The organism is Streptomyces sp. NBC_01003 (genome assembly GCF_045162695.1).
In the GTDB taxonomy this organism is placed as follows: Bacteria; Actinomycetota; Actinomycetes; order Streptomycetales; family Streptomycetaceae; genus Streptomyces.
The window spans coordinates 4318436-4335620 of the sequence record NZ_CP108707.1; the positions used below are offsets into that span (position 1 = coordinate 4318436).

Sequence of the window (17185 nt, forward strand, 5' to 3'; positions counted from 1 at the left end):
GGCCATGCCCACACCACCGGAAACGATGGACATGACGACCGCCGGCGACACCGGCCTCCTCGAAACGCTCCAGCACGAGGTGGCGGTCTTCGCCCGCCGTGCCGAACAGACCCGGCTCGGCGGGGTCGGGCAGGTGCGCAACTCGATGGACCGAGCCGCGTATCTGCTGCTCAACCGCCTGGACAAGGAAGGCCCGATGGGCGTCAAGGCGCTCGCCGCGAGCATGGGCATCGACTCGTCGACGGTGACGCGTCAGGTCGCGCCGCTCGTCGACACGGGCCTCGTCAAGCGGACGTCCCACCCGGAGGACGGACGCGCGGTCGTCCTCCAGCTGTCGCCGCGCGGCCTCGCCCGGCTCGACGAGGTACGCACGTCCAGGCAGTCCCTGATGGCCGAGTTGACGCAGGAGTGGACCCCGCAGGAGCGCGAACAGTTCTGCGCGCTCCTCACGCGCTTCAACACCGCGCTGTCCGCGCGGCAGGCGGGCCAGCCCGCCCCGTCCGGGGAAGCCGCTCCCGGCTCTTGACCCCGGGCCCGCACCTGCCCTCATATGAGACCGGGCCCCTGTCGTACGCGGCCGGGGCCCGTCCCGTCCCAGCGACCGGCCGCCGAGCGGCCCGGCTGGAGGTGCGGTGCGAGAACGGCGCGCGTTCCAGGACGCCCGCCGGGCCCGGGAGTTCGAGGCGTTCGTCGCGGGCGCGGCAGGGCGGCTGCTCCATGCCGCGACCCTGCTCACCACGGAGCCGGCCGACGGCAACCCGCGCGCGCGGAAGCTGCTCGTCGCGGCGCTCGCGCAGACGTACGCCTCCTGGGACCGGCTGCGCGGCGAGGACCCCTACGACCGCGCCCGCAAGGAGCTCGCCCTGCGCTTCGCCCGCGCGGCCTGGCACCAGCACCGCGGGTACGGCGGCGTACTGCGCCACCTCGGCCCGCAGGCTCGGCTGATCCTGGTGCTGCGCCTCTACGAGGGGGTCGGCGAGGAGCAGGTGGCCGCGCTGCTCGGGCTCCCCATGGAGCGCGTACACGTGATCCACGCGCGCGCCATGGCGCTCGTCCTGCACCCGCCGCGCGGGCCCGCCCCGGCCCTTGCGGACGCGCCGTCCCTGGAGGAGGCGCCGTCATGAACGGACAGGCCCGCACGGAACGCGAGGTCCGCGCGATCCTGGAGGCCGCCCAGGGAGCGCTGCCGCCCGGGATCCACACCGAGGCGGTGCGCCGGGGCGGGCGGATCCTGCGCCGCAGGAGAGTGCTGCGCCGCCTGATGTGGCTCGCGCTGTGCCTGGCGATGACCGCGTTCTTCGTATGGGCCCTGCTGGCCAGGCCCTGGGTGGAGCCGCCGTCCGGGACGACTCCACCACTCACGGACTGGTGACCGCGCGCCTCCTCGCGGCGGCCGTCCGCGGTATCAGCCGAGCGCCTGCTGGAGGTCGGCAAGCAGGTCGTCGGCCGACTCGATGCCCACGGAGAGACGTACGAGATCGCCGGGCACCTCGAGCGCCGAGCCCGCGACCGAGGCGTGCGTCATGCGTCCCGGGTGCTCGATCAGGGACTCCACACCGCCCAGGGACTCGCCCAGGGTGAACAGCTTCGCCCGGTCGCAGACCGCGACGGCGGCCTCCTCGCCGCCCTCGACCTGGAACGACACCATGCCGCCGAACGCCTTCATCTGCTTGGCGGCGACCTCGTGACCGGGGTGCTCCGGAAGGCCCGGGTACAGAACACGCGTCACGCGCGCGTGCCGGGACAGCATGTCGGCGACCCTCGTCGCGTTCTCACTGTGCCGGTCCATGCGCACGGGCAGCGTCTTGATGCCGCGCAGCACCAGCCACGCGTCCATCGGCCCGGCGACGGCGCCCATCGCGTTCTGGTGGTACGCCAGCTCCTCGCCGAGCGCCGGGTCGGCGACGATCAGCGCACCGCCGACGACGTCCGAGTGACCGCCCATGTACTTCGTCAGGGAGTGCACGACGACGTCCGCGCCGAGCGCCAGCGGCTGCTGGAGGTACGGGCTCGCGAAGGTGTTGTCGACGACGAGCCGCGCCCCCGCCTCCCGCGCGACCTGCGCGACGGCGGCGATGTCGGTGATCCCGAGCAGCGGGTTGGACGGCGTCTCGACCCAGATGACCTTGGTCTTCGGCGTCAGCGCCGCGCGCACGGAGGCCGGGTCGCTGGTGTCGGCGACCGACCACTCCACGCCCCACCGCGAGACGACCTTCGCGAACAGACGGAACGTGCCGCCGTACGCGTCGTTCGGGATGACCACGTGATCGCCGGGGCTGAGCAGCGTACGGAGAAGGCAGTCCTCGGCGGCGAGCCCGGAGGCGAACGCGAGGCCGCGGCGGCCGCCTTCGAGGGCGGCGAGGTTCTCCTCCAGGGCGGTCCTGGTCGGGTTGGCGCTGCGGCTGTACTCGTAGCCACCGCGCAGCCCGCCCACGCCGTCCTGCTTGTACGTGGAGACCTGGTAGATCGGGGGGACAACGGCGCCCGTCAGGGGGTCGGCCGTGTTGCCCGCGTGAATGGCCACGGTCTCGAACCCGTGACCGCCGTGGGCGTTCTGGCTGTTGTGCGTGTCGCTCATGCGGCCAGAGCGTAGTGCGCGCGCGGGCCGCGCGGCGGCCCTACCGGGCCTCATTCGCCAATTGTCCGACCCTTCTGGTTCGCTTGTACGCATGGGAATTCTCTGGGTCCTGATGGCAGTGGTCATGTTGGGGGCGGTGCTGGGCCCGTACCTGTTGCGCAGGCGCGGCGGGATACGCCAGGTCGCGCCCGGTTCGCCGGACGCGGCGGACCCCGCGGAGTACGGCTTCATGCGCCAGGAGGACCTGGACGTGCGGCTCCCGGGCCCCGACCAGGACCTGCTGAACGTGATGTCGGTGGTCCAGCGCAACCAGGACTTCACCGCCGCCAAGCAGCTCCTCGCCAGCACGGGCAAGGACAGCGAGCAGCGCTGGGAGCGCGTGCAGGCGATCGCCGGCGCCGCCGCCCTGGAGCTCGCGCAGACGCCGCGGCTCGGTGCCGGGTGGCTCCACGCGTGGCGTGCCCAGGACCCCAAGGACCCGGGCGGGGCGCAGGTCTTCGCGGAGTTCCTCGTCCAGCAGGCCTGGCGGAACGCGGGCGGTGAAGCGCAGGCCGACGAGCGGCGGATCATCCTGGAGGAGGCCAGGTCGGCCTGCGAGGACGCGGCACTCCTGGCCCCCGGCGACCCGGTCCCCCACATCACCCATCTCGCCGTGGCCCGCGGCCTCGGGTACTCCCAGCACGACTTCGAGCAGCTCTGGCTCAAGATCCTCGACACGGCGCCGGGCCACATGGGCGCCCACCTGGCGGGCCTGCGGTACTGGTGCGAGAAGTGGCACGGCTCGCGCGAGCTCGCCTTCTCCTTCGCCGAGGCCGCCGCCGCGCGCGCCCCGCGCGGCTCGCTCCTCGCCGCGCTCCCCCTCTTCGCGCTCTACGAGCACCTGCCCGACGTCAATCTGGTGCGCAGCTTCTACCAGAGCGAGGTCGTCACCAAGTCGATCCACGGTGCGCTCTTTGCCGTCCAGGCCGCCCGCCCGGACGACCCCATGCTCGCCCACGTCCGCCATCTCCTGGTGTTCTTCCTGGTCCGCTGCGAGCGCTGGGCCGAGGCGATGGAGCAGCTGCTCCACGTCGACGGCCACGTCGGCGCGCTCCCCTGGACGACGGGCTCGGACCCGGCGGCGGACTACGCGGTGTACCGGGCGCTCGCGGTCGCGGGCTACGAGGCGAACGGCGGGAGCCCGGCGACGCTGCGCCACTGACCACCCCGCGCGGCCCGACGCTCAACTGCTGCGTCTCGACTAGAGGTTCTGCTCTCGGCCCAGCATTCCCCGACTGTGGCCCACCGTCGGCACCCTTCGTCCACAGCGGGGCACCCCCAACCCCGCAAGCGCAAGCACGGCCCGGCTGCGGAGCCTCGGCCAGCCAGCCAGCCTCCGCCTTCCGCCGGGCCGCCTCGCGGTCAGCCCTCCGCGCGGGCGGGCAGCCGCCATCCCGGGCGCGGGAAGTGGCAGGTGTAGCCGTCCGGGTAACGCTGCAGATAGTCCTGATGCTCGGGCTCGGCCTCCCAGAAGGGACCGACCGGCTCTACCTCGGTGACGACTTTGCCCGGCCACAGTCCGGAGGCGTCCACATCCGCGATCGTGTCCTCGGCGATCCGCTTCTGCTCGTCATCCACGTAGTAGATCGCCGAGCGGTAGCTGAGACCGATGTCGTTGCCCTGGCGGTTCTCGGTGCTCGGGTCGTGGATCTGGAAGAAGAACTCCAGGATCGCGCGGAAGTCGGTCCTCTCGGGGTCGAAAAGGATCTCAATGGCCTCCGCGTGAGTGCCATGGTTACGGTACGTCGCGTTCGGCACGTCACCCCCGGTGTATCCGACCCGGGTCGCCGTCACGCCCGGGAGTCGGCGGATCAGGTCCTCCATCCCCCAGAAGCATCCGCCCGCCAGCACGGCCCTCTGCGTCTGCGCAGCCATTTCGGCCCCTCCAATATCTGTCAGCTCGGTCACTCGGGGTACTCGGCTCGCACACCGCCGGCATCCCACGCGCAGTTTCTCAACGCGCGAGGGCTCCAAGCGATTCCGCGCCACTCCAACCGTCGCTGCCCGGATGGGTCACATGGCAGCACAGGCTCGCCGGCACGGGCGTCTCGTGCCCGATCGGCGTGGCGAGGGCTGAGGGCTGACAGCACCTGTCAGCCGATAGGTGATCACTTTCGGTCAAGGTTCTCCTGGGCCGCATGACAGCGCCGCTCCGTTGCCACGATTTCCCTCATGGCGACTTCGGGGGCAAAGAGCGGGCGACTCGGCGGACTGGATCAGTGGTGGGGCGTCCTGGCCGGCGCCCTTCTGATCGCCGCGTGGATCAACTCCGCCGCTGGTCCGGCGGTGGTCATCGCGCTCTCCGCTGCCGTACTCGTGTGGTGCTTCTTCCAAGCCCCCGTGACGTGCGGCGCACCCGTGCGAGGACGAGCGGACGGCTGCCGCAACAACGCATCGGGACTGCTGCTTGGCTGCCACATCCACCAGCACCGGTGGCAGAAACTCAAGATGCTGATCCTGCGCCGACAGGTGCGCGCGTTCTGCTCCGGCCTGTTCTCGGACGGCAAGGCGGCGATCGTCACGCTGGCCGGCGTGGGCAGTTTCATCTCGGGCCTGGCCGCTCTGGTCCCTGGCGTCATCGTCAAATGACGGGACCCGCTCCCGAACTCCCTCCTCCGTCACCGTGCCCGTCACCGGCCCGGTCATCGGGTGGTCAAAGGGTGGCCAGGTCACGGCCAAACCGCCGTATGCGTTCGGCATGCGGCCCCGACGGCGGGTGACATAGCCGGATTTGCCCTTTCTCTTGCTGGCTAGTGTGACGGAACGAAAGCGTCCGCAGCGAAGGGGAGCCAGCGGTGGAGGTGCCGATACGTTCGCGGCTTCTCGACTACGCCGACCACACCGAGTACGCCGAGGCGAAACCTCCCGCAGGGGCCGACACCGATCCGGCGCACGGGCGTTCACCGCTCCTCGACTACGTGGGCGGCGTCGACGCGGGGACGCTCGCACGCGATGACGCGACGGGCCCGAAACCCGGTGTTCCCGCCTACCACACGGCCGTGTACGTACCGGCCCATCCCCGCTACGCCGACATCACCGACGCGGACGGCCGCCCCGCCCGCGTGCCCTTCATCGCCTACGAGCTGTTCGCGCACCCCTCCGACGGAAACGTGGCCCTCGCGTTCACCACGCTGGAGAAGCTGGTGTCCGCGCTCGGCCCGGCCCAGCCGTGGATCGCCGCCTCGATCGGCCCGCTGGCCGAGGGCATGCGCGAACACGGCGCCCGCGTCCGCCTCGACCCCGAGGTGGCCCCAGGGCACCACAACTGGCGGCAGGCCGACCTGGCCGCCTACGCCCGGGAGATGCCCTGATGGCCGATCTCAAGGTGGTCATGAGCGACCTCACCTCCATGGCCGGCACCTTCCACCGCGAGGCCGGCCACTACCGGGAGCTGCACCCCCAGGTCGCCCCGCCTCTGGTGGACGGGGGCGACGCCGGGCTCGATCACGCCGTCAAGGAGGTCGCCGACCTCATCGTCGCCCTGCACACCGGCTTCGCCGACCGGCTCGACGACCACGGCGACAAGGTCACCGCCGCCCGCGACTCGCTGCGGCGGCACGACATCGACGTACACGGCCTGTTCGAGGACCTGATGGCGGGAGAGGGCTGATGACCGACAGCTGGGTCGGCGGCGACATCGGCGGGCTGCGCACGATGGCCGAGACGTACCGGAACGCCAAGAAGGCGCTCGAAGGCGTCGTCCATCCGCTCGGCGGCGCCGTGGACACGCTGGTGGACGACGCGGGCTGGAAAGGCGAGGCGGCGGAGAGCCGCGACGCCGTCGCGGACGTCGAGGCGCTGGAGCAGGACATCGCCCGCGCCGATCACGGCAGCACCGCCCTGCCCTACGACCGCGCCCTGAACGTGAAGCTGGCAGACGCCGCGGATGCGCTGCGCGTCGGCGAGGGAGTGGAGAAGCTCCCGGACTTCCTCAAGGAGATCCCGGTCCTGGACGTCGCCGCCGCGGGCACGTGTGGTCTGCTGGAGGCGTCGGACGACCACGACAAGGGCTGGTCCTGGCAGCACTCGGTGGCCGTCGACGGCGGTGCCAACGTCGGCGGCCTCGTCGCCGGTACGGCCATCACCGCCGGCCTGGTGGCTGCCGCGCCCTTCGACGTCCCCGTGGCCGTGGTGGCCGGGGTCGGCGGCGCAGTCGTGATCGGCGCGACCGGCGTCATCGACCACGCCTTCCACGAGCACTGGAGCGAGGACATCCACAAGGACGGCGTGGTGGGCGGTGTGCTGCACGGCAGCGGCCATGTCCTCTCCCAGACCGGGGACGACTTCAAGCGACTTGGGAAGGATGTCTGGGGTGGCATCAAGAGCATCTTCTGAGGTTCCCGCCGCGGGGGCCTCGCCCGTGCCGGGCGATGGCCGGATTCCGGTGCTGCCCGGGCTCGGGACCAGCTGGTACGAGCGTGGGGTGCGGTACTGGATGCGGCGTACCGGGACCGGTGTGCTGTGGCTGGCCGTGCTGGCGTTCTTCTGTTTCGTCTCCCTGAGCCTTTACTCGGGGTTCCGTGAGGTGCTGCCGTCCGGCGTGCGCACCGTGTGGGACGTGGCGCAGGCCGTCGCGGCCTGCGTGGCTGTCGTGTGGGGCTGGGTCGTGCAGCGCCGGGCGCACCGCAGGGATCTTCTGGACCCGCCCAGTCCCGGGCGGGCCCGTGCCAGGCGGCGGGCCTCCGCCGGGCGCTCCACCGGGCTGGCCGTCCTCGGCCGTGGCCTCGTGGTGATCGCCGCTCCCGTCATGCCGGCGTTCGCCGCGTTCTGTGTGGGCTGGAGCGTCGCCGTGCTGACCGTCCGCGAGTATCCGACCGAGGTCGGCGCGCGGCGGGCGCTGCAGGGGTAGGGCGCCACTCCAGGACCACTCGCACCGAGGCGGCGTCCTCAGGCCGCGAGGCGTACCTCGCCCTGGCGCGGGGCGGCCCGGCGGACGGCGTGGCCGGCGGGCAAAGTCGTGAGGCGGAGCAGTTCGGACCGGCCGAGGGCCAGGACGTCGGCGAGGCCGAGGCCAAGGGCGTGGGCCGCGGCCGCCAGGACCTCGGACGACGCCTCCTTGAGGCCGCGCTCGATCTCGGAGAGGTACGGGAGGGAGATCCGGGCCGCGTCGGCGACGTCCTTCAGCGTGCGTTCCTGGGCGAGGCGCTCGCGGCGCAGGACATCACCCACGATGTCGCGCCAGAGCGGCTCCTTGGGCGGCACCCCGGCGGGCTCCGCCGGGACCGGGCGCAGGGCCGGACGCAGAGGGATGACGCGGGCCTGGTTCGACGCGTGGCTGCTCACGGGTTCAGCGTAGGAGCGGCGCACACCGTGCGGCGCATCGTTCTGCCCGCGGCAGAAAACGATGCCCCCACGTCATACGCCCCGCCCCGCCTCCGCCCGCATCCGCGCCGCCATGGTCGACGGGTCGTAGTCCCCCGGAACCCCCTCCACGAAGATCACCTCGCCCTCCAGGTTCCGCGTCCGCAGCGGGATGAGCTCCTGGTAGGCGTCGGAGTCGTACCAGCCGTGCGCCGCGGCCTTGTCAGGGAACGAGATGACGACGACACCCCCCGGCCACGACCCCTCGATGTCCTCCAGCCGGCCGCCGTGCACGAGGAAGCGGCCGCCGAACGGGTCGAGGGTCGACTGGACGCGCTCCATGTAGTCGAAGACCTCTTCGTTCGGCACGGTGGTGTTGCGCAGGGCGGCGATGGCGTAGGCGGTCATGGGGTCCTCCCCGGCAGGATCGGTTCGATGACTCGATCCTGCCGGGGGACGGACGGACCGTCGATTACGCCTCAGGTAATGCCCCGGGTGATGCGAAGGGCAACGGCGAGGGTCAGATCGTCGCCGTGTCGATCACGAACCGGTACCGCACGTCGCTCGCGAGCACGCGCTCGTACGCCTCGTTGATCTGGCTCGCCTCGATCAGCTCGATCTCGGCGCCCAGGCCGTGCTCGGCGCAGAAGTCGAGCATCTCCTGGGTCTCCTGGATGCCGCCGATGCCGGAGCCGGAGAGGGACTTGCGGCCCGCGATCACGGAGAACAGGTTGATGGAGATGGGCTCCTCGGGGGCGCCCACGTTCACCAGGGCGCCGTCCGTCTTCAGGAGCGAGAGGAACGCGCCGAAGTCGAGCGGGGCCGAGACCGTCGACAGGATGATGTCGAAGGTGCCGGCCAGCTCCTCGAAGGTCTTCGGGTCGCTGGTCGCGTAGTAGTGGTCGGCGCCCAGCTTGAGGCCGTCCTCCTGCTTGCGCAGGGACTGCGACAGGACGGTCACCTCGGCGCCGAGCGCGTGCGCGATCTTGACGCCCATGTGGCCGAGGCCGCCCATGCCGAGGACGGCGACCTTCTTGCCGGGGCCCGCGTTCCAGTGCTTGAGCGGGGAGTACGTGGTGATGCCCGCGCACAGCAGCGGCGCGGCTTCGTCGAGGGCGAGGCCCTCGGGGATGCCGACGGTGTAGTTCTCGTCGACGACGATGTGGGTGGAGTAGCCGCCGTAGGTGGGCTCGCCGTTCTTGTCGAGGGCGTTGTACGTGCCGACGTTGCCCTTGGCGCAGTACTGCTCCAGGCCCGCCTTGCAGTTGTCGCACTCGCGGCAGGAGTCGACCATGCAGCCGACGCCGACGCGGTCGCCGACGGCGAACTTGGTGACGCCGGGTCCCACCTCGGTGACGATGCCGGCGATCTCGTGGCCGGGGACCATCGGGAAGATGCCCTCGCCCCAGCCGTCGCGGGCCTGGTGGATGTCGGAGTGGCAGATGCCGGCGAACTTGATGTCGATCAGGACGTCGAACTCGCCCACCGGGCGGCGCGGAATGGTGGTGCGCTCCAGCGGAGCCTTTGCGGAGGGTGCGGCGTAGGCGCTGACGGTGGTGATCTGTGCGGTCATGCGTCCAGCCTGCCCCAGCCGGAGGCCTCCGCCGAGCTCAGGGCCTTGCCCCGCTTTGCGTACGCCCACTGGTCCTAATACTGGCGGGGTCAGGAACACCTTCGTACGACTGTGGCGGCCCGGCGATACTTGACGCATGGACGATCACGGGACCCGCGCCGCCCCGGCCGCCGGCGAGCCGCTGGACCGGCGTGCCGAGCTGAGCGAGTTCCTGCGCACCCGGCGGGCCCGGCTGAAGCCGCAGGATGTGGGGCTGCCGGACTTCGGGCGGCACCGGCGCGTGCCGGGCCTGCGCCGCGAGGAGCTGGCGCAGCTGGCCGGTGTGTCGGTGGCGTACTACACGCGCCTGGAGCAGGGGAACGGGCGGAACGTGTCGGCGGAGGTGCTCGACGCGATCGCGCGCGCCCTGCGCCTCACGGACGCCGAGCACGCGCATCTGACGCATCTCGCGAAGCCGAAGCAGCACAAGAAGTCGAAGCGGTCCAGCAGGCCCCAGCAGGTGCGGGTCGCCCTGAGTCAGCTCCTGAACACGCTGGACGGCGTCCCGGCGTACATCGGCGGTCCGCGCTCGGAGATCCTCGCGTGGAACCGGATGGCAGCGGCGCTCTTCGGTGACTGGAGCGAGCTGCCGCCGCCCGAGCGGAACTGGGCGCGGCTCGTCTTCCTCAACCCCGCCTACCGCGACCTGTTCCTGGAGTGGGACTCCAAGGCGTCCGACATGGTCAGCTACCTGCGCCTGTACGCGGGCTGCCACCCCGACGACCCGGAGCTGTCGGCCCTGGTCGGTGAGCTCTCCGTCAAGAGCGAGGAGTTCAGGCGGCTGTGGGCGACGCACGACGTCAGGGAGAAGAGCCACGGCGTGAAGCGGATGCGGCATCCGCTCGTCGGTGACATGTCGCTGATGTACGAGACGCTGCACCTGCCGGACGACGAGGAGCAGTTCCTGGTCATGTACCACGCGGAACCGGGCTCCCCGTCGGCCGAGGCGCTGCGCCTCCTCGCGAGCTGGGGCACGGACGCGGTACGGGCGGGCCAGGGGCAGGCCAAGGACTGAGCGGCGCTACGGCTGGTAGGGCGGCGCCGCCCCCCAGTTCCACAGCGGTACGGGCTGCTCGGCGGGCCGGACCGCGTCGGGGCCCGAGAAGTACACGGCGAGCCGGGTGCCCCACTCGATGTAGGCGCTGAACGCGGAGCGGAACTCGGCGTCGGCCGGCAGGCCCGCCTCGTCCGCCGCGTCCTGCATCAGGTTGACCCAGCGGCGGCGCTGCGGCTCCGTGATGTGTTTGCCGACGTGCTTGGCGACCATGTGGCTGTGGCCGCCCTGCTGTTCGGAGTAGGCGGCGGGGCCTCCGAAGACCTCGCCGATCCACAGGGCGACGTGCCCGGCGTGCTCGGGCGGGAGGTCCGCGAACAGGGGGCCGAGGAGGTCGTCCTTGAGGACCTTGGCGTAAAAGACGTCGGTGAGCCGCGCGAAGGCGTCGGCGCCGCCGGCCCAGTCGTACAGGCTCGGGACGGACGCGCCGGTGCCGCGCACCGATGTGGGCTTGTAGTGGCGCATCTCGTCGATGTCCCCGACGTACGGCCTGATCTCGGCGAGGAAGTCCTGGAAGAGCTCGGACTTTCGGAAGCCCTCGATGTGGTCCTCGGTCGAGGTCCAGGTGATGCGCAGGATGAAGTGCTCGAAGTCCTCTTCGCAGCGCGCCAGTTCGTAGTCGACGCACTGGGGCGCTGCGGCGAGCTGGACGGCGGCGCGCGTGTACGCCGCGAGGAACTCTGCGGACCGGTCCTCGGGGATCCGGTAGCGGATGTACTCGACAGTCTGCGTCGTCATGGCAGTAAGCAAAACACGGGTGGCCCGCCCCGGCCATGAGGTCGGGACGGGCCACCTGGGCTGTCAGCGCTTGGCGTAACGGGCCATGCCCGTCACTACGCCGGCGGGCGTAGCGCGCCTACGCCACACGACCGCGGCTACTTGCCGTAGTACGCGTTGTAGACCGAGATCGTCGACTTGTTGCCCTTCTTGTCGGCGATCTTGGCGTGGAAGGAGACGGCCTTGCCCTTGGCCGGGTTCTTCACGGTGACCTTGCCGTTCTTGACGTCCAGCTTCTTCCACGTCTGGCCGTAGTCGTAGGACACGTACACGGCCAGCGACTTGAGGTTGCTGCCCGCGGCCGCGCCCTGGACGGTGACGGGGACCGACTGGGTCTTGTCGGCGGGGGCGGTGCTGTCGAGGCCGACGGCCGCGTTGAAGCGGGCCGTGGACAGCGGCAGCCTGGCCGCCTCGGCGGAGGAGGCCGGCTTCTTCGAGCGGAACGTCCAGCTGGCGTCGACGCGGGTGGAGGCCGCGGCGACCTTGACGCTGCGCTTGATGGACGTCGACAGCTTGTACTCGGCGTCGCCGGAGGTGACCTTGAAGGGCTTCTCGCCGACCAGCGGGTCGTCGTTCTCGCCGACCTTGGTGCTGCCCTTGTAGAGCGTGGTCTTCACCGAGAGGTACTGCGAGTAGCCGGCGTGGGTCTTGCCGTCGGCGTACATCGGCAGGTTGCCGTAGATCTCGTTGCCGTCGCGGTAGACGCCGTAGTCACCGCCGATGCGGGGGCCGAAGACGCCGGTGTTGAACGTCTTCTCGTACGCCTTGCCGCCCTGGAACGACTGGGGGGTGCCGAGCGTGTAGGAGGCCTCCTGGGTCGGGAAGCCGTCGCTGTCCTCGGGGCCGTTCTGCGAGAACTCCAGGCCCCACTTCACCTTGTCGCCGGTGGACAGGTGCAGGGTGCGGGTGCCGGGGAGCTTCTGGTCGACGGCCACGGACCAGCCGCCGGAACTGTCGGGCAGCATGCCGTTCGCGCGGATGGAGCCGGTCTTGTCCTTGGCCGCTCCGCCGAGGCCGACCTTCACCGTGGCCAGGTCGCCCGCCGTGTAGTGCTTGGTGTAGCCGGTGGCGAGCTTCTTGACGGCGCCGCCGGAGACGGTGTCGTACTCGGTGTCGGCGCCCTTCATCCACACGCCGGTCCACTGCTGCTGGAGCTTGATGCCGGTCGGCTCCGGGCCGATGCCGGCGGTGCGGAAGTTGGTGTACGAGTCCAGGAGCCAGCCGTAGCTGGACGAGGAGTCGGCGGTGTCGACCGTGAACTCCGGCGCGGCGAGGACGCCCTCGGCGGCGGCGTCGGGGACGGTCACGGACACGGGCTTGGTGGTGCGGGCGTCGAGCGTGACCGTCGTGTTCTTGGTGACGTCCAGCTTCGGCTGCACCAGCCAGTCCGCGCCCTTGGAGAAGTCCTCGGGGTCGGCCGCCAGGTACTCGTTCAGGATGTAACTGCCCTTGGGAACACGGACCTTGACGGTGCCCGAGGCCGGGTCGTAGGGGACGAAGAACGCGTCCGTGCCGATGCCGGCCAGGGACGTCTCGTAGCCCTGGGCGTCCTTGCCGTCGCGCCCGATGTGCTTGAGCGTCACGTCGTACGACTCGACCTCGCGCTGCACGGCGGCCGCGGTGCGCACGGACTGGCCGCCGCCCGTCGCCACGACGTACGCGGAGTACGCGCCGTCGACCGTGCCGCCGAGCTTCGTGTTCGCGGTCAGGTCCACGGAGGCGGTGCCGCCCGCGGGGACGGTCACCTTCGTCGCGCCGAGCTTGAAGAAGCCGGCCGGGGCGGCCTGGCCCTTCGGGTTGGTGCCGGTGGCCGTCAGGTCGAGGGTGACGTCCTTGTCACCGGTGTTCCTGTACGTCACCTTCTTGGTGATCGCGGCATCGTCGGTGTGCGGCCACTGCGCGACGCCGAAGCTCACCGAGACGGGCTCGGCAAACACGGTCTGCTCGATGGCCTTGTCGACCTGGATGCGGCCCGAACCCTGCTCGAAGGGCGTGTACTTGCCGCCCTTGGTGGAGCCGGTCAGGACGCCCTTGAGCTGGGCGGACTTCCAGTCCGGGTGCTCCTGCTTGAGGATCGCGGCGGCGCCCGCGACGTGCGGCGTCGCCATCGACGTACCGGAGATCGTGAGGTAGCCCGCGGGGTTCTCGCCGACTTCCCTGTCGATGACGCTGCCCGGGGCGGCGGCGGCCGTGATGTCGACGCCGGGGGCGGTGACGTCCGGCTTGACGGCGCCGTCGCCGATGCGCGGGCCGCGGCTGGAGAACTCGGCCAGCTTGTCGTTGCCGTCGACCGCGCCGACGGTCAGAGCCGCGTCCGCGCTGCCCGGGGAGCCGACGGTCGAGTCGCCGAACTCGCCCTCGTTGCCCGCGGCGATGGCGAACAGGATGCCCTTCTCGGCGGACAGCTTGTTGACCTCGGCCTCGAGCGGGTCGATCTCGGGAGTGTCACCGCCGCCGAGGCTGAGGTTGACGACGTCGGCACCCTGGTCGGCGGCCCACTCCATGCCGGCGAGGATGCCGGAGTCGTCGCCGAAGCCGTCGTCGCTGAGGACCTTGCCGTTGAGCAGCTTGGCGCCAGGGGCTACGCCCTTGAACTTGCCACCCGACTTGGCTCCGGTACCGGCGGCGATGGACGCGACGTGCGTGCCGTGGCCGTAGCGGTCCACGGCGTCGGCGGAGGTGGAGAAGTTCTTCTCGCCGACGACCTGGCCCTTGAGGTCGGGGTGGGTCGCGTCGACGCCCGTGTCCAGGACGGCGATCTTGACGCCCTTGCCGTCGTAGCCGGCCGCCCACGCCTTGGGGGCCCCGATCTGCGGGACCGACTTGTCCAGGCTGGCCTTGCGCACGCCGTCGAGCCAGATGCGGCTGATGCCGGAGGCGGTGGAGCCCCGGGAGGTCGTGACGGCGTCCCAGAGGCGGGTGGCGTCCTGCTTGGGCGTGGTGACGGCGTCCGCGTTCAGGGACTTGAGGGTCCTGCGGACCGTCGTGTCACCGGCGTCGCGCACGTCGGCGCGGGCGGCGGTCGCGGTGCCCTTGTAGCCGACGATCACCTTGAGGCCGTGCTTCTGCGCCTTGCGGTTGGCCGACTTGGAGAGCTCGGTGACGTCGAAGAGCCGCTGGTCGAGCTTGCCGCTCGCGACCAGCCGCTGTGCGTCGGCCGGCACCACGAGGGTGTGGCCGGCGACGGTGCGCGTCTGCGCGGGGACGTGCTCACGGCCCTTGGCGTGCTGGTAGCCGACCGGCTTCCCCTTCGCGTCGAGGGTGACGCGGTCGCCGGTGATGAGCGTGATGTGCTGGTCGGGCGAGGCCTTCGCCGTCTCGCCGGACTGCGCCGCGGGGGCGGCGGCCACGGCCGGGGCGGTCAGACCCGCGGTGAGGACGACGGCCGCCGCGGCGGCCACAGTCGTGGCGCTCAGTCTCTTCGAGGTTATTCGTGCCTGTCTGTGCAACTTTCCCCCTGGTGACGGTAGTTCACCGGTGGGAGGCCCAAGCGGACCCCCCTGCAGAGAGATGATGCAGGGGGGACACCGGTTGTGCACCGAAGCGATCGAAATCAGACAGCTTTTGAGTTTTCCGTGATGGTGATCCGGCCCTTGCGGATGGTCGCGAGCCGGGGCGCCCTGCGGGCGATCGACGAGTCGTGGGTGACCATGATGAAGGTCAGCCCGTGCTCCTTCCACATGGTCTCGAGCACGTCCATGATCTCGTCGCGCATGGACTCGTCGAGGTTGCCGGTGGGCTCGTCGGCGAGCAGCACCTTGGGGTTCTTGACGAGGGCGCGGGCGATGGCGACGCGCTGCTGCTGGCCGCCGGACATCTCCCCGGGCAGATGGCCGAGCCGTTCGCCGAGGCCGACCGAGTTCAGGGCCTGCGCGGCGCGTTCGCGGCGGTCGGCGGCCTTGAGGCCGAGCGGCACGAGGGCCGTCTCGACGTTCTCCTGGGCGTTCAGCGTCGGGATCAGGTTGAAGCTCTGGAAGACGAACCCGATGGACTCGGCGCGGAACTTGGTGAGCCGCGCCTCCGGGAGCTTCGCCAGGTCGACGCCGTCGAGCTCGATGCTGCCGGCGGTCGGCCGGTCGAGCCCGCCGAGCATCTGGAGGAGGGTGGACTTGCCGCCGCCGGTGGGGCCCTGGATGACGAGCCGGTCGCCGTCGCCGATGGTCAGGTCCACCCCGGCGAGCGCGTCGACGGTGTCCTTGCCGCGCCGGTACTGCTTGGTGACGCCTCTCAGCTGATACATGGTGCAACTCCTGCGGTACGTAGAGGTGTTCGGGAGGCCGCGCGGTGCGGCTACTCGACGCGGCGCAGGGCGTCGGCCGGGCGAAGGCGGGAGGCGCGCCAGCCGCCGAAGGCGCCGGCGATCAGGCCTCCGGCGACGGCGAGGCCGACGGCGAGCGTGATGGTGGTGGCGCTGACGGGCGCGCTGAGGGCGATGTCGAGGGTCTTGCCGGCCGCCTGGCGCATGCCGGGGCCGCCCATGGCCAGGCCGCCGCCCCTGGCGCCGCCGCCCGTGCCCGAGCCGAGTTCGGCGGTGAGGGTGGGGCTGATCGCGGTGACGGCGTAGGCGCCCGCGAGACCGACGGCTATGCCGAGCACGCCACCGACGAGCCCGTTGACGACGGCCTCGCCGACGACCTGGCGGGTGACCCGTCCGGACTTCCAGCCGAGCGCCTTGAGCGTGCCGAACTCCCGTACGCGGCGGGAGACCGCCGACGAGGTGAGCAGCCCCGCGACCAGGAACGCGGCGATGAGCACGGCGATGGAGAGCCACTTGCCGACGTTCGCCGCGAGGTCGGAGGCGGTGGAGAGGGAGCCGGAGACGGTGTCGGCGAGATCGGCCGAAGTGGTCACCGTCGTACCGGAGATGTTCTTCTGGATGGTGGCCTTGACCGCGGCGATCTGCTGCGAGTCGGTCGCCTTCACATAGACCGTGGTGATCTTGTCCTTGGCGCCGGCGAGGGTCTGCGCCTGCTTCAGCGGCACGTACAGATTGGCGGCCGCGTCACCGCTGTCGGGCGTCGCGATGCCGATGAGCTTGTACTTGACACCCTTGATCTTGACGGTCCCGCCGAGGGCGAGCTTCTTCTCCTTGGCGTACGAGGTGTCGGCCACGGCGACCTTGGCGTCGGTCTCGGACGTCTTGAACGTACGGCCCTTGGTGACCTTGGAGGAGGTGAGGGGGCCGAGGCCCTGCTTGGTCACGTCGGTGCCGTACACGCTGTAGGAGTTGACGTCGAAGGAGGCGCCGCCGCCCTCGACCCGGCCCTGCGGCTCGCCGCCGGAGCCGCCGCCCGGACCGCCCTGGCGGGTGGCGCCGCCGCTCTGGTCCTGCTTGAACTCGCCGCGCTTGAACTCGCCGCTGACCTTCATCACCTGGAGGCTGAGGCCGCCCACCGAGTCGGCGACGCCCTTCTGCCCGGCGACCTTGGTGACCGTCGACGAGGCCAGGGTCTGGAAGCCCTGCACCATGACGCGGTCGCTGCTCTGCTCCTCGCCGTCGTCCTTGGCGCCGAACTCGAATCGCGGCCGCCCGGTCTCCCCGCTCTTGGGCGCCTCGGCTGCCTTGGTGACGGTCATGTCGGTGCCGAGGCCGTACAGGGACTGGAGGACCTTGTCCTGGGCCTGGTTCATGCCGGAGGACACGGAGTTGACCACGATGACCAGCGCGATGCCGAGCGCGAGCCCGGAGGCGACGACGAGGGCCGCCTTTCTGCGGCGGCGCAGTTCGCGCCTCAGGTAGGTGAAGAACATGCCGTGAAGCTAGGGACACACCGTGATGTTCGGATAAGCCCGGGATAAGAGACCGATGAGAACTCGCGGCAAG

The 17185-nt window shown here is 70.9% G+C and carries 19 protein-coding genes; 10 read left to right on the plus strand and 9 right to left on the minus strand.

From position 1 onward, the window contains the following. The first annotated feature begins 4 nt into the window (after window positions 1-4). From OG698_RS19635 to OG698_RS19645, 3 genes are all read left to right on the plus strand, one after another. A complete protein-coding gene (locus OG698_RS19635; RefSeq protein WP_383095644.1) occupies window positions 5-526 on the plus strand; it encodes a MarR family winged helix-turn-helix transcriptional regulator in 522 nt (173 codons plus the stop codon). A gap of 106 nt (window positions 527-632) precedes the next feature. Then, the gene (locus OG698_RS19640; protein WP_406104382.1) at window positions 633-1124 is read left to right on the plus strand and encodes a sigma factor-like helix-turn-helix DNA-binding protein; all 492 of its coding nucleotides are present in this window, start codon (window positions 633-635) and stop codon (window positions 1122-1124) included. Next, window positions 1121-1372, plus strand: coding sequence for a hypothetical protein (locus OG698_RS19645; RefSeq protein ID WP_406104384.1), 252 nt, complete (start codon window positions 1121-1123; stop codon window positions 1370-1372). Before OG698_RS19640 ends, OG698_RS19645 begins: the two co-directional genes overlap by 4 nt. Before the next feature lie 33 nt (window positions 1373-1405). Here OG698_RS19645 and OG698_RS19650 read toward each other — a convergent pair whose 3' ends face one another. Next, a complete protein-coding gene (locus tag OG698_RS19650; RefSeq protein WP_406104385.1) occupies window positions 1406-2578 on the minus strand; it encodes a cystathionine gamma-synthase in 1173 nt (390 codons plus the stop codon). Between the two features lie 91 nt (window positions 2579-2669). Here OG698_RS19650 and OG698_RS19655 point away from each other — a divergent pair, with 91 nt between their 5' ends. Beyond that, a complete protein-coding gene (locus tag OG698_RS19655; protein WP_406104387.1) occupies window positions 2670-3779 on the plus strand; it encodes a hypothetical protein in 1110 nt (369 codons plus the stop codon). 200 nt (window positions 3780-3979) lie between these two features. Here OG698_RS19655 and msrA read toward each other — a convergent pair whose 3' ends face one another. Continuing rightward, window positions 3980-4492, minus strand: coding sequence for a peptide-methionine (S)-S-oxide reductase MsrA (gene msrA, locus OG698_RS19660; RefSeq protein WP_406104388.1), 513 nt, complete (start codon window positions 4490-4492; stop codon window positions 3980-3982). A gap of 297 nt (window positions 4493-4789) precedes the next feature. On the opposite strand from msrA, the gene OG698_RS19665 reads away from it, so the two are divergent. From OG698_RS19665 to OG698_RS19685, 5 genes are all read left to right on the plus strand, one after another. Further along, window positions 4790-5206, plus strand: coding sequence for a hypothetical protein (locus OG698_RS19665; RefSeq protein WP_389484947.1), 417 nt, complete (start codon window positions 4790-4792; stop codon window positions 5204-5206). 206 nt (window positions 5207-5412) lie between these two features. Beyond that, a complete protein-coding gene (locus OG698_RS19670; protein ID WP_406104390.1) occupies window positions 5413-5928 on the plus strand; it encodes an SAV_915 family protein in 516 nt (171 codons plus the stop codon). After that, on the plus strand, window positions 5928-6227 hold the full coding sequence (locus OG698_RS19675; RefSeq protein WP_326774349.1) for a DUF6317 family protein: 300 nt from the start codon (window positions 5928-5930) through the stop codon (window positions 6225-6227). The genes OG698_RS19670 and OG698_RS19675 overlap by 1 nt, the downstream gene beginning before the upstream one ends. Next, window positions 6227-6952, plus strand: coding sequence for a hypothetical protein (locus OG698_RS19680; RefSeq protein WP_406104392.1), 726 nt, complete (start codon window positions 6227-6229; stop codon window positions 6950-6952). The genes OG698_RS19675 and OG698_RS19680 overlap by 1 nt, the downstream gene beginning before the upstream one ends. Before the next feature lie 25 nt (window positions 6953-6977). Further along, window positions 6978-7466 (plus strand): hypothetical protein, encoded by a 489-nt coding sequence (locus tag OG698_RS19685; RefSeq protein WP_406104394.1) that lies wholly within the window; start codon window positions 6978-6980, stop codon window positions 7464-7466. A 38-nt stretch (window positions 7467-7504) separates the two neighbouring features. Here OG698_RS19685 and OG698_RS19690 read toward each other — a convergent pair whose 3' ends face one another. From OG698_RS19690 to OG698_RS19700, 3 genes are all read right to left on the minus strand, one after another. Beyond that, complete coding sequence (locus OG698_RS19690) at window positions 7505-7900, minus strand: helix-turn-helix domain-containing protein (RefSeq protein ID WP_399982417.1); 396 nt, start codon at window positions 7898-7900, stop codon at window positions 7505-7507. Between the two features lie 72 nt (window positions 7901-7972). Next, window positions 7973-8326, minus strand: coding sequence for a DUF1330 domain-containing protein (locus OG698_RS19695; RefSeq protein WP_406104396.1), 354 nt, complete (start codon window positions 8324-8326; stop codon window positions 7973-7975). A 112-nt stretch (window positions 8327-8438) separates the two neighbouring features. Next, window positions 8439-9479 (minus strand): NAD(P)-dependent alcohol dehydrogenase, encoded by a 1041-nt coding sequence (locus tag OG698_RS19700; RefSeq protein WP_406111158.1) that lies wholly within the window; start codon window positions 9477-9479, stop codon window positions 8439-8441. Between the two features lie 148 nt (window positions 9480-9627). Between OG698_RS19700 and OG698_RS19705 the strand changes: the two genes are divergently transcribed. Then, window positions 9628-10545 carry a helix-turn-helix domain-containing protein gene (locus OG698_RS19705; RefSeq protein WP_406104398.1) on the plus strand — a complete coding sequence of 306 codons (918 nt, stop codon included), beginning with the start codon at window positions 9628-9630 and terminating at the stop codon, window positions 10543-10545. A 6-nt stretch (window positions 10546-10551) separates the two neighbouring features. On the opposite strand, the gene OG698_RS19710 is transcribed toward OG698_RS19705, so the two are convergent. From OG698_RS19710 to OG698_RS19725, 4 genes are all read right to left on the minus strand, one after another. Then, on the minus strand, window positions 10552-11322 hold the full coding sequence (locus OG698_RS19710) for a group II truncated hemoglobin (RefSeq protein WP_406104400.1): 771 nt from the start codon (window positions 11320-11322) through the stop codon (window positions 10552-10554). A gap of 137 nt (window positions 11323-11459) precedes the next feature. After that, window positions 11460-14762, minus strand: a complete 3303-nt coding sequence (locus tag OG698_RS19715; protein WP_406104402.1) for a S8 family peptidase — start codon at window positions 14760-14762, stop codon at window positions 11460-11462. A 152-nt stretch (window positions 14763-14914) separates the two neighbouring features. After that, entirely contained in the window at window positions 14915-15601 is a 687-nt protein-coding gene (locus OG698_RS19720; RefSeq protein WP_356289540.1) for an ABC transporter ATP-binding protein, read from the minus strand. 50 nt (window positions 15602-15651) lie between these two features. Beyond that, window positions 15652-17112, minus strand: coding sequence for an ABC transporter permease (locus OG698_RS19725; RefSeq protein ID WP_406104404.1), 1461 nt, complete (start codon window positions 17110-17112; stop codon window positions 15652-15654). Window positions 17113-17185: the final 73 nt, after the last annotated feature.